Source organism: Micromonospora sp. II, assembly GCF_001709195.1.
Lineage (GTDB): Bacteria > Actinomycetota > Actinomycetes > Mycobacteriales > Micromonosporaceae > Micromonospora > Micromonospora chalcea.
This window is the reverse complement of sequence record NZ_LYXF01000014.1, coordinates 104,484-118,011: the sequence shown is the minus strand read 5'-3', so window position 1 is coordinate 118,011 and position 13,528 is coordinate 104,484. Positions and strand designations below refer to the sequence as shown.

The window sequence follows — 13,528 nt, the reverse complement described above, 5'->3', positions numbered from 1 at the left end:
CACCGTGACCGTGCTCGCCGCGAGCTGGCAGGACCGCGACGGCGCCAAGAGTGCCCTGCTCGGCGCCTACATGCTCACCCCGATCCGGCACGTCTTCGCCGACCAGGGCTTCACCGGCCGCTTGATCGACTGGACCCGCGACACCCTGCGCACCACGCTGCAGATCGTCCGCAAACCCGCCGACCAGCGCGGCTTCGCCGTTCACCCACGCCGTTGGGTCGTGGAACGCACCCTGGCGTGGCTCACCGCCTGCCGCCGGCTCGCCCGCGACTACGAACGGCACCCCGCCGTCTCCGAAGCCCTCATCCGCTGGGCCGCCATCGCCGGCATGACCCGCCGCATCACCCGCGGCCAACCCGCACGCCGCCAAGCCCGCCGCACCTTCACCTGGACCTGATCAACCCGATCTCAAACACCCTCTCAGCCTTTCCGGCTTGGCTCTCGTCTTCACCATCGCTTCCTTCTGGTGGACTCCAAGTTCGCCGAGGCAGGCTCAGGAGCTACCCGCCACGTTCGTACGCTGGCTACTTTCAGGCACAAGGACTGCGCTTGGTCCTGCCCCTGGTGCTCTACAACACGGGGCCTGCGCCCATCGTGGTACTGGACTTCCGACTACGTCTCGTGAGCGCACCTGGTCAGAACGGCGGGAGGGTGGCGGCTCCACCTCTACCCGTTCTGATGTCCTGGCAGGCGACTCAGCCAGAGCTTGAACCCGCGCCTGTCGGCGGGGGCCGGGTCATGCCTTCGCCCTTCCCGATCAACGGTCGGCAGGCCGTTGAGCGGTTCGTTGAGTTCGGCCGAGAGTTGGCAGAAGCTCTGCCGCTTGATGCAGGCCCCTACACGGCGATCGTCGAGGTCCAGCTTGCCCACCGCTCCCGGTGGAGCCCTCTTGTCTCGTTCCCGCTTCACACGGAGTTGGTCAAGAGCCAAGATTCTGCCCGCCTGTTCGTCACAAGAAGCAACAACCCCGCCTGGCTCCCGTAGCCGGTCGCCGCATTGAAGTCCGAGCGGTAGGGCAGCCGAGTGATTAACTGAGTGACGATCGGGGCGCATGGCGGCGGACTGCCATGGACTCTGGTGGACCGTTCGGCCAGGTCACTCGAGTCTGCACCGCAGCTCAGAGTCAGATGATCGTCGCCTGGGGGCAAGGAGTCGGCAGCTTTGGCAGCTTAGGTGTGCAGGTGCGATGCTTTTGCCGTGCATGAGGATGCTCCCGTCGCAGACAGCCAACCGCCATCCGCACAGCCGATCCGGCTCGTCGGCGGCGTCAACTTCACGACGTGGCCCGATCTCAAGTGGAGCCGAGGGAACTCACACATCGCCGCCCTGCAGTCAAAGTTCGGTGAGTGGCACGCCAGCGCGCCCGTGTCCGTGGACGCGGTGTTGCGCGAGGACCGCCAAGGGATCGATCTCGTTGCCCGAGTCCCGCGCGGGATTCCGAAGCACGAGTGGTCGCTCGATCTTGGCGATGCCCTGCACAACCTTCGAAGCGCGTTCGATGCCGTGGCCTGGGGGATGGCGCACTTCAACGACGCACACCCGACCCGCCCGAAACGCGTCGCCTTCCCGATTTGCGGCGACGAGAAGCAGTGGGACGAAGCCGTCAAGGCTTGGGTCGGTGAGATCCACCCGGAGTTCCAGGAACGGCTCCGGACCATGCAACCGTTCACCTACGTGCCAGCCGGGGGTGTGTCGGTGCTGTCGATGCTCCACGACCTCGATATCCAGGACAAGCGCCGCGACATCTTGACGGTCTCGGCCGACCTACACGGGATCAACCTCGGCGGATCGTTCGAGTACGAGAACCACGACACGCAAGCCGCCCCACGCGTTGACATGTGCTCAGACGTCAAGTTCAGAGATGGCGTGGTGCTCGGGACGATCCACGCCGGAGCGCCGATCAGGATGCTCGGCCAGATGATCCTCCGCCCGCACATGATGGTCCAGCTTACCTACCGAGAGACGACGCACGATGTGATGCCGATGCTCCAGCAGTTCGTCGTTGAGACTCGGCGTTACCTCGACATCCTGATGCACGGGCTGGACGCACCCGATGAATCCGACGAGGCGGAGTGGTCGCCAATGGATGTAGGCCCTCCGCCTCCGGCGTAGTTCATGACGGGCTGTCGGGCTGGGCGAGGCAGCCAGAAGGCAGCGAAAGCAACAGCAGCGACCGGTACCGGACGGCCCGGGGCGGCAAGTAGGCGGTGCCAGGCACTGCAAAACAGCATTCGACGACACCCAACGGTGGCCCGCGTCCGCATTCACACCGAAGCCGTCACCCTGCCGAATGGGTCGAGCCGCGCTCTAGGATGATGTGCCCGCAGGAGGGCGACGACGGTTACGGCCAAGTCAGATGAGTCTGGACGAGCGTCAGGGGTCTGACGCGGACCTACGCCGGAGGCGATACGTGAGGAGGCCGTGAAAGTGGCCGGATCGCTGCGAGAGCCGCTCAACCCGGAACAGGAACACTTGGTCCGCGTCATCTTTGAGCAGTTCGACCGTACCGGCGAGTGGCCGATCTGGCAGTACGTCGACCTGACGCTTGAGTCCCGGTTTGGCGTCGACAACGCTGCCGACGTCCTTGCATCTCTTCCTAGCGTCGGGGAGCGGGGTCCGGCGTCATTGAGCTATGGGCTGACGTGGCGCCTGGACTCCTACGCGCCAGTCCGGCTGGATGTGCCAATCGCGCTCACCGTCGCCGGCCTGCGGTACGTACCGGAGGCAGAGCACCTTCTCCAGTCGTTCCTAACCACGATCCGGCACTTCGTCGACCGGAAGCGGAACCTTGTCCCGTCCCCGACCAAGGTCGTCGAGGCCACGGTCACCAGCGCAGAGATCAGAAACGAAGTGTCGGCCGCTAGCATCGGCGCCGGTGCGGCCCCACCTGTGGAAGCAACGATGCACAAGCTCCGCCAGCTGCTCGCCCATGAGCCATTCCTTTATGCCGTTGTGCACAAGCCCGAACCACTGAAAGAGGAGTGGACGGTCCGAGTGCCGGCTGTGTTGCGCGCCTACCGCGGCTTGGTCACGATCGACGACTACCTCGACCGGGTCATTGAGCAGGTAGCGCCACCCGGTCCGCCGAACGTGCCACTGTCATTTGGTGCGCTCGACATCCCGTATGCGGTCGGCTACCTCGATGCCGTGTGGAAGTACCGGACGGGCTCGCACTTGTTCGTGAACCTCGACCCTGCAAGTGTTGCCCGCCTCACTCAAGAATGCGGTAGCGAGGAGGAGTTCAACTCTCTGATGAGCGCGCTGGCGGACGTACTGGGCCAGGTTGTCAAGCCTGGGCAGGCGTCACCTCCGCAGGGCGGGGCGCTCGAAGCCGTCCGGGACTACCTCTCAGCAGTCCTTGACGTCGAGGCGGCGGATCGGGTCACTGCGGCGATCGGAAGGCTCATCCACCTGCGTCGCCTCCGCGTCAGTGCCCAGCACGGTGACGCCCGGCACCGCGCCGTGACGGCATTTCAGCAGATCGGCCTGGCATTCCCGCCCGTGAGTTGGCAAGCAGCCTGGGAGCGCGTCGCCGTTACGGCTAAGGGCGCTCTGGACGTGCTACGGGAAGAGATTCACGTCGGTCTACCGTCAACCTAAAGCCACTAGCGGCGTGGCCGGGTCGCGGAGAGAGGTGGCTGTCGAAAGCAACGGTGACAGCAACCACCCGGTACGACGACGGCCACCGCCGGCCGAGCGCGAACCACTGCCCGAGGTCGTGAACGCGGACGGACCGGGCCGGACAGCGCGCCTAGAACTTACAAGCGAGGGGTCGAGGTTCGAAGAGTCCGGCTTACCGAGGAAGTGGGTTGGCTACGTAGACGCCCTTGCCCTGCCGACCGTCGATCAGCCCTTCGGCCTTGAGTAGCAGCATGGCGGCGCGGATGACGGTGTTGCTGACCTCGTAGTGCTCGCAGAGGGCCGCGAACGAGGGCAGCTTGTCGCCCGGCTTCAATTGGCCGGAGCTGACCTGCTCTCGGATATCCCGGGCGACCTGTAGGTATGCAGCTTCAGACATCGGTGGTGCTCCCAGCTTGGCGGCTGGTGCAAGCAGACCACATCGCGGGCTCGACTTACAACGCTATGTGTCCCAGCTGTTGACCCTGCGCACATTGCGTCCTAAGTTGCTCGTGGGGCTACCCAGCTTGGCGGCCGGGTCGTCCTGCCGTGGGTGCCCTGTCTCCGGGCACGGCTGATCGGGTGCCCACGGGACCGCAAGCGTCGGCGGGAGGCGTAGTGACCAGACCGAACGATGCAACTGGCGCGATCCCAGGTGTCGTGCAGGACGCCGGGTATCAGCAGAGGCGGGACGACGGTCGGCGGCGCGTTTCCTACGACGAGTACGTCCTGGCGGTGGCGCTCACCCTCGCCCGCCGTCATCGGCCCGTCTGGTCGTGGCGGCACTGGCGACACATCTGCCGCTGCGGAAGCAACCTGCCCTGCCGAAGCCGCCACCGCATCCCGATCAACCGCGGCCACTGGCCCAGTCAGGACGGCCCGCGATGACCACCCACCACCCGATCAAACCGGCCTGGTCCTGCGGCGGCTGTGCCGGGGAGTGGCCATGCCAGACCCGGCGGCGGGAACTGCGAGCGGAGTACGATCGCGCCCCGGTGTCGCTTGCCCTGTATCTGGCCGCCCAGCTCGTCGACGCCGCCCAGAACCTGGCCCACGTTCCCGCCGGCCACCTGCACCACCGATTCCTCGGCTGGACCCGATGAGCATCCTTCGACGCGGCGACGAGAAGTTCCACTACAGCGACGGCTCCCACAGGTGGACCCCGCCGGACCTGGACTACGACCAGGAGGTCTGGGAGGAGCAGGTCCGCCAGCACAAGCAAGGCCACCTCAGAAATGAGCGCCCGAAGGTCCGCATCCAGCGCCTGATCTGATGCCAGCAGTACAGCAGCGAAGTACAGCAACCGTGCCAGCCGAACCAGGCCGAGCCGCGCACCAGCAGGGCGCTTGACCTCGCATCGAGCCTGATCCGACCGGCTCGCCGACACTTCACACCGAAGTGCTCACGGCAGGCCGAACGTTGAGCCGACCGTCTTAGTCCTACTCCTGATCCGTCGGTCGGCGCCAGCACGAGGGGCGTCGGACAACGTGCCGCCGTGTTCGGGGTTATGAGGCCGAATGCAGGTCGGTAGCGTTGACGCCACGGCGGCCCAGTTGGCCGGTGGCGCATCCCGCGCTATGAGGAGGTTCGGGATGGATTCCTTGCCGGAGCTGACCTTCGGGCAGCGGTTGAAGGTCTACCGGGAGCGGTCCGGGAAGACTCGCGCGGTGCTGGGTGGACTGGTGGGGCGCAGCGCCGAGTGGGTCAAGGCGGTGGAGACCGATCGGATCCTGCCGCCGCGCATCCACATGCTGGATCGCATCGCGCGTGCGTTGAAGGTCGATGTGTCTGCTCTGGCCGGCGACCTGAGCGATCGGTCCGCTGTGGTGAACGGGCCTGAGCATCCGGCGCTGGCGTCGGTGCGGGACGCCGTGAACCGTGTCGTGCTCTCCGACGAGGTTGCGGTGGAGTCGCTGGCCGGCTTGAGGGAGCGGCTCGCGATGGCGTGGCGAGCGCGCCACCAGGCGTCCGATCACCGGACGGTGCTGGGTGGGCTGCTGCCGAGACTTCTGCACGACGTGCAGCGGGCCGCGCTTGTGTACGAGGGCGTCGAGCGTCGGCAGGCGCAGTCGCTGCTGGCGGAGACGTTCGGGTTGACGCAGATGTTCCTTGCGTACCAGCCTGCTGCCGAGTTGTTGTGGCGGGTAGCGGACCGGGCGATGGTGGCAGCGCAGGACTCCGGTGACCCGGAGGCGGTGGCCCTCGCGGCATGGTTCCTGTGCCAGGTGCATCGTGACGCCGGGGACTGGGACACCGCCCTGGCGGTGACCCAGGATGTCCTGTCGGCTCTGGAGCCGAGGGCGGCCGACGCGGGCGCGAATCTGCTGGCGTTGTGGGGTGCGCTCAACTTCGAGGCCGCGTACACCGCCGCTCGTGCCGGCGAGGAAGGCCGGGCCTGGCGGTACTGGGATCGGGCGGACCGGGTGGCGCAGCGTCTGCCGGAGGGCTTCTATCAGCCGCAGACGTCGTTCTCCCGGGTCATCATGGGCGCCCACGCGGTGACAGTGGCGGTGGAGTTGCAGAAGGCCGGTGAGGCGGTACGGCAGGCGCGCCGCCACGACTCGGCGGCCATTCCGTCGAGGCCGCGCCGGGCACGCCATCTCATCGAGGTGGCGCGGGCGCACTACGGCAAGGACGACAAGGAAGCGGCCGTGACGACGCTGCGGAAGGCGTACGAGTCGGCCCCGGAGACGATCCGCTTCAACGGGTACGCCCGCCAGATCACGTTGGACCTGCTCGACGGCCCGCGCTCCACCCGTGACGACGCCCGTGACCTCGCGGTCAAGGTCGGGCTGCTCTCGTGATCCAGGGGTAGGAACCCTACCCATTCCGCTCCGCAACCGACCGTAGCGTCCTGCTCACGGGATGCGGCGGGCGGTGCGGGTATCGCCTGGTCGCCGCGTCCCCCTCATAGTCGAGGGAGGGTCCGTGCGGCGCGTCTCGTATGACGAATACCTTTCTGCCACCGCGCTGACTCTTGCTCGCAGGCACCGGCCGGTGTGGTCGTGGCGGCTCTGGCGGCGCATCTGCCGCTGTGGGTCCGACCTTCCATGCCGCGCCCGGCACCGGATACCGATCAATCGTGGCCACTGGCCACAGGAGGGCGAGCAGTGACCGGCGGGCAGGAACAGGCGATCCTCGCGGTACACGTTCGAGGGCTCGACGGCATGTGTGCGGGCTGCCGACTGTGGTGGGCGCGGCTGACTCCGTACCCCTGTTGGCAGGTGGAATGGGCGACCAGCCGGCAGGCGCGGGCGGTCACCGCGCGGTTCCTGGAGGGTGTGCGGTGACCGCCCACGGCCCGGTCATGCCGGTCTGGAGCTGCGGCGGCTGCGACCTGCCCTGGCCGTGCCCCACCCGGAAGCGGGAGTTGCGGGCGGAGTTCATGGATGCGCCGGTGTCGCTGGCCCTCTACCTCGGTGCCTACCTCGTTCAGGCCACCGAGGACATGCCCTGGACGCCGGCCGGCGTGCTGCACCGCCGCTTCCTCGGCTGGACCAGGGAAACCGGCCACCTCATGCCGGTAGCGCAGCAGCGAAGTACCGCAACCGTGCCAGCCGAGCCCGGTCGGGACGAGTCGCACCAGGCCCTCTGACCTCGCATCGAGCCTGCCCCGGCCATCTCGCCGACGGCTCACACCGAAGCGGTCGGCGTTGGTTCTCCGCGACCCGAGCCTGCGGGCGCCGATCAGGTGCCGACGCGGCGTGTCTCGTAGGCCCACATCACGATCTCGACGCGGTTGCGGGCGTTGAGCTTGCGCATCAGGGCGGCGATGTGGGTCTTGACGGTGCTGAGGCTGATGGACAGCTCATCGCCGATCTCGCTGTTGGTCCGCCCGCGAGCGGCAGCAAGCAGAACCTGTTCTTCGCGAGGGGTCAGCGGCTCGACAGGCTCAGGTGGCACCGAGCGCGGGCGGCTGTTCGCGAAGGAGGACAGGAGCCTCGCGGTGATGTTCGGTGCGATCAGGGCGTCGCCCCGGGCCGCGGCATGGACGGCCTGGGTGAGCATCTCGGCGCCGGCGTCCTTGAGGAGGAAGCCGCGGGCGCCTGCCTTGAGCGCGCCGTAGACGTACTCATCGAGGTCGAAGGTGGTGATGACGACGACGGCCAGAGGATCGGCGACGTCGGCCCCGGCGAGCCGGCGGGTGGCTTCGATCCCGTCGACCTCGGGCATGCGGATGTCCAGCAGGCACACATCGGGACGCAGCGAACGGGCCATGGAGATCGCCCGGCGGCCGTCGGCGGCGTCGCCGACGACGGCGATGCCCGGTTGGGCGTTCAGGATCATGCAGAGCCCTGCCCTGACGATGTCCTGGTCGTCAGCGACCAGCACGCGGATGGTCATGACGCGCGCGCTGTCCGAGGCAGCGAGGCGTCGACGCTCCAGCCGCCGTCCGCGGCAGGTCCCGCCCGGAGGGTGCCGCCGAGGAGGCTCGCCCGCTCGGCCATGCCGCGCAGCCCGTAGCCGGCGTGCGAAGAGCTGGTCGTGGTCGCCTCGCCGTCATCGCGTACCCGCAGGTGCACCTGGTCGCGGGATGCGGTGACGTCGACGGTGACTCCGGTGGCGCCGCGGGCGTGGCGGGTCGCGTTGGTGACCGCCTCGGCGGCGATCAGGTAGAGCGCGGTGCCGACTGCCGGCTCAACGGCCTCGGCGTCACCGGAGACCTGCACGCGGACGCCCAGCACCTCGCCGCCGGGACGAGCGAGTCGCTCGATGTCCGCCACTCCTCGCCGAGGGGTGAGATCGGCGTCCGTACCGTCGCGCAGCACGCCCACGAGGGCTCGCATCTCCCTGAGCGTCCGGGACGCCTCTTCCTCGATGGTGACCAGGGTGGCCAGCGCGCGCTCCGGATCTGCGGCGGCCAGCGCGCGACCTGCCTGTGCCTGGACGGCGATGGCCGAGACGTGATGGCCGACCGTGTCGTGCAGCTCGCGGGCGAGTTCGTTGCGCTGGTGGAGCCGGACCTGCTCGACGTCGCGCTCGTGGCTTCTGGTGCGGTAGCGCACTGCCGCTCCGAGCGCGGCAGAGCACAGGAAGAAGCCGTAACCGGCGACCTTCTCCGCGGGCGAGGTCGACTCCGCGACGAGGGTGACGGGTAGCCAGATGAGGATGATGCCGAGTCCGAGGGCAGCCTCACGACCTGCTCCCCAGCGCAGCAGGGCGTAGGGCAACACGAGCAGCCCTGCGATGCCCAGCAGACCGGTGGCGTCGATGACCGCGATCCTCGCGATGTCGAAGAGGAGAACGGCTCCGAAGGCAACGCTTACCGCGGCCAGCGGTCGCGTGCGTCGATACAGCAGGCACGCCGCGACCACGACGCTGACACCGACCAGCAGCGGCGCCCATGCCCTGTCGTCGCGCAGCAGCATCTCGACGACCGAGATCACGACAAGAGCCGAGGACAGCGCCCAGTCCCGCCACAGACGCACCGGCGCACCTGTGGGGCGAGGCTCAGCCCAGATCCCAGCAAGCATGCTTCCCCCTTTTCCGAGAACGTAAGGGGGCCGCCCCTCGGGCGGATCAGCCGAAAGTACGGCGAGTTTCCCGCGCCCGGGGCCAGGACAGCCCGAGCCCGCAAGCGGATGTGACGCCCGCCGACGCTGGTCAGTGTGGAGACATCGAGTGAGCCGACCCGGCTGACGCCAGCAGACAGGAGACGTGATGACCAGAACCGACAGACGGGCCGGTGCGCTCCAGGAAGCGCACCTCCCGGTCCAGGCGAAGCTTGCCGCGGCCTGGGCCAGCTTCATGTTCCTCTACATCTACGTCGACTACCTCGCCCTGTACAAGCCCGGCTTCATCGACGACATCCTGGCCGGCGCCGTGCACGAGTTCGACACGGGCCCGACCTTCGTCGCCCTCGCGCTCACACTCATGGCCGTCCCGATCCTCATGATCCTGCTCTCCACGACGCTCCCCGCCCGTGTCAACCGCGCCACCAACCTCGTCGTGGCAACGCTCTACATCCCCGTCACGGCGTACAACGCGGACGGCGAGTCCTGGGCCTACCTCTACTTCTACGGCTTCTCCATCGGGCTCGAACTGCTGCTCCTGGCCTTCATCCTGCGCGCCGCATGGACCTGGCCCCGGGCCATTCGAGCCACCGCCGGCCGCGACCTCGCCGACGTGGCGGGGAATTCTGCCGTCACCGCCGGTTAGGCAGGGGGAACCAACGGGCAGGTCCAGGTCCCTTAATGAGGTATGGGCTTGCTTCGCAGAGCGGAACCCGCCGGCTACGAGGACTTCGTCGCCAGCCGGTACCGCGAGATCGTCCGCTTCGGCGCGCTGCTGACCGGTGACGGCCGGCTGGGCGAGGACCTCGCCCAGGAGGGTCTGATCGCGGCCTACCGGTCGTGGCACCGGTTGGGCGTGCCGGAGGGGCGGCCGGAGGCGTACGTCCGGCAGTGATGGTCCGGGCCACGATGCGGGCCAGGCGCCGGCGCTGGCGCGACGAGGCGCCGACCGGGGAGCTGCCGGACGCGTCCCGTGGTGGGTTCGCGGATCAGTCGGATCTCAGCGTGCAGGTGCTCGCCAGTCTGCGCCGGTTGCCTGCCGACCAGCGGGTGGTGCTGGTGCTGCGGTTCTGGGCCGACGCCTCCGAGGCCGAGGTGGCGCAGACCCTCGGCGTTGCGGTGGGAACGGTCAAGAGCCGCACGTCCCGTGCCCTGGCGGCGTTGCGCGCCAGCGGCCTGTTCGTCGAATCTGCCAAGGAGACGCCGTGAATACCACCCACGTCAGCGAGCTGCTCGACCGCGCGGCCGCCTCCGTGACGCCGGCCGAGACTGATCCCGCCACCCGGCTGGTCCGCCTCGGACGGCGTAGCGTGCAGCGCCGCCGCCGTGCCTGGGGATCCGCTGGGTCCGTCGCCGTCGCCGTCGCCGTCGCGGCCGCGGCCGTCGTGGCCCTGCCCCAGCTAGGTGCGCCCCCGAAGGGGGTCCGAGGCCGCCGGGGCCACGGTGAGCCTGGGTGGCCTGTCGGTCGCCGTCCCGGAGGGCTGGCGCACGAGCGAGGTCCGACCTTTGACCCCTGCACCGCCGAGCCGCGCATCGTCTACCTCGTGGCGGGGTGGGGTCCCCAGGCCACGAGACCGACGGCTGGCCCGCCCGGGGCCTGCAACTCTGAAGGCCAGGCGTGGATAGCTGTCGTGCACCAGGGCGTCGCTCCGCTCGTCAACCCGAACCGGCTGGTGGTCAAGGATGGGCAGCTGCTCCAAGTCGAGCAGTCCGACCAGCACGTGCTCCCGTCCGTCTGGACCTACCGTGCTTTCAGCAACGAGATTCAGGCGACGACGGCCTTCATCTCCGGGGACGACAAGAGCCGCGAGCAGCTGCTCAAGCGCGTCACCTGGCCCGCCGGCCCGCCGGCCCCGGCCTCCGGCGGGAGACCTCGCCCACGTCGCGGATCGCGCGACCGGAATCGAGCACCAGCGCTGCGGCCGGGCGGCACAACTCCTCGGGGTACGTGCGAGAGGCGTAGTGATTCGTGCGCCGACCATTCCTCGACGGTCGATGGTCAGCGGGTCCGTCCCAGTTTGACGCGCGCCTCGGTTGGGAAGTTTCGCGGACACCTCGATGAAGGAGGGTGTATGGAGACGTCCGCTAGCGTCGGACGCAGTTGTCAACAGCCGACAAGGCCATGCGTGGCGGCGCCTGCTGCAGCGCCGACGCCGAGGGGGCGAGCCTGATGGCCCGCGTCGGTCGCTACGGGATCCCAAGGTTCGTGTGGACCCTGATCTGGATCGTCGTCTGCATCTTGATCGTCATACTTCTGGCCCTGCTCATTCACAACTTCGGAGGCGCCTCTCTGTCGCTCAAGCTCGGCCACTTCTACCTGAACGTCGGCGTCAACTGACCTGACACCGCGTCGACACTCCGTCGTCGGTATCGCCCGGGCAGTGCTGGCCATCGCCTTCGGTGACGGCTAGCACTGCCTGACGTGCCACGCGGCATCGGCGCGGCCGATCGTTGTTTGTCGTCTACCGTGCTCGCTGGGGTCGGTTGCTGTGGCCGGCTGGATCTGTTCGGTTGTATCGATCATCTGTATATTGCTGGCGTGACCATGCGGGAACCCACCTTCCTGACCCTCGCCGCGTTGGCCGGTCCGCCGTTGCACGGATACGGCGTGATGCGCCAGGTGGCGATCCTGTCCAAGGGACGCGTGAAGCTGAGCGCCGGCACGCTGTACGCGGCGTTGGACCGCTTGACCGCCGAAGGGCTGATCGCCATCGACCGCGAGGAGACGGTCGATGGTCGGGCGCGGCGCTACTACCGGCTGACCGAACAGGGCGGTGCCGCACTGCGGCAGGAGACTGCCCGGCTACGCAGCAATGCAGAGATCGCCGTCAACCGTCTCGCCGGGTGGACATCGCGGCCCGGTCTCCTTCCGTCCTGATCCCTCTGATCAGCAGTGCTCACGTATCGGCAAGGAGTGCAGATGCCAGAACCAGGCGCTCGGGCGAGGCTCACCTGCCGCTACCGACGGTTGCTGCTGACGTACCCGCGGTCCTACCGACGCCGACGCGGCGCCGAGATCGTGACGACACTGCTGGACGCCGCTCCAGTCGACAGGACCTGGCCGACCCGCGCCGAGGTCGTCGACCTGCTCACCGGTGGTCTCCGATTCCGATTCCGGGTGTGGGGTGCAGCCGGAATAGTCGGCGTGATCTGCGCTGCCACAGTCACGGCCGTGGCGCTCGGCGCGCTCGGCGGCTATCTGGGTTGGCAGACCGCGCAACCCTTGCCGAGCAACTCCGACGCGCTGCGAATGGTTGAGCCGGCGTTACCGCCGGGGATGTCGGCTGTGCCGCAACGGTGGGACTTCATCTACGACGACAACCCCGACTACACCGATCCGCGATGGGTGTACCTGATAGGCGGAACCGACGAGTACCGGGCGGGGAAGGTCTTCTTCCAGTTCACCTACCCCAACGACAGGCCGGTGCGCCAGTTGGTTGACGGGGCAGAGCAACGCATGCGGGCGGCCGGTTGGCGGCCAGCCAAAACGGATCTGTCCGGTTGCTGCCCGGAGTCAGCGGTCTATCGGGATGGGTGGCTGGTGGAGGTTTTCTCTGAGGGCGCCCTCGACGAATCCCACTATGGGTTGCAAGTAGCCGTCAGCCGTACGACGCCCGTCGCCGTGCTCCCACTGACCACGGCTGGGCTACTCGCCGGCGCTGCCGCCGGTTGGTTGATGGCGGCCTGGGCGTTCCGGCGGATCAAGGAAGCCACTCCAACGCGGCGGGCCCTCACGGTAGTCGTAGCCGGCGCAGGACTGCTCGCCCTTCTCCCCGCTACTGCGCTGAGCGCCCTGGCGCTGGTCGCCAGCTACTTTGCCCCGCACCAGCCAGCAGGACCGGCCTGGATCGGGTATACGTTCATGCTCTTCCGGCCGCTGGCCTACCTCGGCGCGGCTGCCGTCGTCGGCGGGCTGCTGATCACCGCAGTGCCTGGCCACAGGCGCCGGCGAGGGCTGGCCGGCTGAGCGAAGCCGCGGCCACCCGCCAGGCACTGCCGTGATGCTCGCCCTCGCCCGGTCCGCCCCACCAGAAGGCCCGGCAGTCCAGACCCATGCGCGTTGCCCTCGGTGACCTGGTCCCGGGCGTCGGGAGCGAAGTGGGAGAGGAACGTGTCGATCTCGTCGCGGCCAGGGTGCTGGAAGGGGTAGTCGGTGGAGAAGATCCGACGGTCGACCCGGTCACGGTCAGCGCGTGCTGCAGGAGCGCCGGGTTCAGCATCCCCGACGTCGTGATCCAGATGTTCGTCCGGATGTAGTCGGAGACCGGCTGTCCCAGCCCCTCGGCCGCGGCGAAGAAGTCCTCGTACACCGGGTCGTCCAGCAACAGGTCGCCGGACCGTCCGTAGACCATCGTGCCGACGTGCCCCTCCGCCGCCGCGCGCTCCGGCTCGGGCAC

General features: G+C 68.3%; 18 protein-coding genes. 14 read left to right on the top strand and 4 right to left on the bottom strand.

Going from position 1 to position 13,528, the window contains the following annotated elements:
* The 3 genes from A8711_RS08765 to A8711_RS08750 all read left to right on the top strand — a co-directional run.
* Nucleotides 1-397: transposase (locus tag A8711_RS08765; RefSeq protein ID WP_141707653.1), on the top strand; the 397-nt coding region annotated here is incomplete at its 5' end.
* An 800-nt stretch (nucleotides 398-1,197) separates the two neighbouring features.
* A complete protein-coding gene (locus tag A8711_RS08755; RefSeq protein WP_069087921.1) occupies nucleotides 1,198-2,112 on the top strand; it encodes a hypothetical protein in 915 nt (304 codons plus the stop codon).
* A gap of 315 nt (nucleotides 2,113-2,427) precedes the next feature.
* Nucleotides 2,428-3,600 (top strand): hypothetical protein, encoded by a 1,173-nt coding sequence (locus A8711_RS08750; RefSeq protein WP_069087920.1) that lies wholly within the window; start codon nucleotides 2,428-2,430, stop codon nucleotides 3,598-3,600.
* Nucleotides 3,601-3,793: 193 nt separating this feature from the next.
* Here A8711_RS08750 and A8711_RS08745 read toward each other — a convergent pair whose 3' ends face one another.
* Entirely contained in the window at nucleotides 3,794-4,018 is a 225-nt protein-coding gene (locus A8711_RS08745; RefSeq protein WP_026268779.1) for a winged helix-turn-helix domain-containing protein, read from the bottom strand.
* A gap of 484 nt (nucleotides 4,019-4,502) precedes the next feature.
* Here A8711_RS08745 and A8711_RS33140 point away from each other — a divergent pair, with 484 nt between their 5' ends.
* The 5 genes from A8711_RS33140 (at nucleotide 4,503) to A8711_RS08725 (ending at nucleotide 7,213) form a co-directional block, all read left to right on the top strand.
* On the top strand, nucleotides 4,503-4,721 hold the full coding sequence (locus A8711_RS33140; RefSeq protein WP_069087919.1) for a flavin reductase: 219 nt from the start codon (nucleotides 4,503-4,505) through the stop codon (nucleotides 4,719-4,721).
* Complete coding sequence (locus tag A8711_RS32415) at nucleotides 4,718-4,891, top strand: hypothetical protein (RefSeq protein ID WP_176722773.1); 174 nt, start codon at nucleotides 4,718-4,720, stop codon at nucleotides 4,889-4,891. The genes A8711_RS33140 and A8711_RS32415 overlap by 4 nt, the downstream gene beginning before the upstream one ends.
* A 319-nt stretch (nucleotides 4,892-5,210) precedes the next feature.
* Nucleotides 5,211-6,422, top strand: coding sequence for a helix-turn-helix transcriptional regulator (locus A8711_RS08735; RefSeq protein WP_069087929.1), 1,212 nt, complete (start codon nucleotides 5,211-5,213; stop codon nucleotides 6,420-6,422).
* A 147-nt stretch (nucleotides 6,423-6,569) separates the two neighbouring features.
* Complete coding sequence (locus tag A8711_RS33135) at nucleotides 6,570-6,908, top strand: hypothetical protein (RefSeq protein ID WP_338104072.1); 339 nt, start codon at nucleotides 6,570-6,572, stop codon at nucleotides 6,906-6,908.
* A complete protein-coding gene (locus tag A8711_RS08725) occupies nucleotides 6,905-7,213 on the top strand; it encodes a hypothetical protein (protein WP_069087917.1) in 309 nt (102 codons plus the stop codon). Before A8711_RS33135 ends, A8711_RS08725 begins: the two co-directional genes overlap by 4 nt.
* A 92-nt stretch (nucleotides 7,214-7,305) precedes the next feature.
* Here A8711_RS08725 and A8711_RS08720 read toward each other — a convergent pair whose 3' ends face one another.
* Both A8711_RS08720 and A8711_RS08715 read right to left on the bottom strand, forming a co-directional pair.
* On the bottom strand, nucleotides 7,306-7,962 hold the full coding sequence (locus A8711_RS08720; protein ID WP_069087916.1) for a response regulator transcription factor: 657 nt from the start codon (nucleotides 7,960-7,962) through the stop codon (nucleotides 7,306-7,308).
* A complete protein-coding gene (locus A8711_RS08715; RefSeq protein ID WP_233607699.1) occupies nucleotides 7,959-8,987 on the bottom strand; it encodes a sensor histidine kinase in 1,029 nt (342 codons plus the stop codon). Before A8711_RS08715 ends, A8711_RS08720 begins: the two co-directional genes overlap by 4 nt.
* 292 nt (nucleotides 8,988-9,279) lie before the next feature.
* On the opposite strand from A8711_RS08715, the gene A8711_RS08710 reads away from it, so the two are divergent.
* The 6 genes from A8711_RS08710 to A8711_RS31960 all read left to right on the top strand — a co-directional run bounded on the left by A8711_RS08710 (nucleotide 9,280) and on the right by A8711_RS31960 (nucleotide 13,098).
* Nucleotides 9,280-9,777: a DUF6326 family protein gene (locus tag A8711_RS08710; RefSeq protein WP_051611129.1), complete on the top strand. Its 498-nt coding sequence runs from the start codon at nucleotides 9,280-9,282 to the stop codon at nucleotides 9,775-9,777.
* A gap of 48 nt (nucleotides 9,778-9,825) precedes the next feature.
* The gene (locus A8711_RS31400) at nucleotides 9,826-10,026 is read left to right on the top strand and encodes a sigma factor (protein ID WP_158629855.1); all 201 of its coding nucleotides are present in this window, start codon (nucleotides 9,826-9,828) and stop codon (nucleotides 10,024-10,026) included.
* 14 nt (nucleotides 10,027-10,040) lie between these two features.
* A complete protein-coding gene (locus tag A8711_RS31395; RefSeq protein ID WP_158629854.1) occupies nucleotides 10,041-10,340 on the top strand; it encodes a sigma factor-like helix-turn-helix DNA-binding protein in 300 nt (99 codons plus the stop codon).
* Between the two features lie 892 nt (nucleotides 10,341-11,232).
* Nucleotides 11,233-11,469 (top strand): hypothetical protein, encoded by a 237-nt coding sequence (locus tag A8711_RS08700; RefSeq protein WP_124778790.1) that lies wholly within the window; start codon nucleotides 11,233-11,235, stop codon nucleotides 11,467-11,469.
* 207 nt (nucleotides 11,470-11,676) lie between these two features.
* Nucleotides 11,677-12,009 (top strand): PadR family transcriptional regulator, encoded by a 333-nt coding sequence (locus tag A8711_RS08695; RefSeq protein WP_043330437.1) that lies wholly within the window; start codon nucleotides 11,677-11,679, stop codon nucleotides 12,007-12,009.
* Between the two features lie 141 nt (nucleotides 12,010-12,150).
* Complete coding sequence (locus A8711_RS31960; protein ID WP_043325384.1) at nucleotides 12,151-13,098, top strand: hypothetical protein; 948 nt, start codon at nucleotides 12,151-12,153, stop codon at nucleotides 13,096-13,098.
* Here A8711_RS31960 and A8711_RS32605 read toward each other — a convergent pair.
* Nucleotides 13,052-13,528 (bottom strand): hypothetical protein, encoded by a 477-nt coding sequence (locus tag A8711_RS32605; protein ID WP_199744082.1) that lies wholly within the window; start codon nucleotides 13,526-13,528, stop codon nucleotides 13,052-13,054. The two genes, A8711_RS31960 and A8711_RS32605, sit on opposite strands and share 47 nt — an antisense overlap.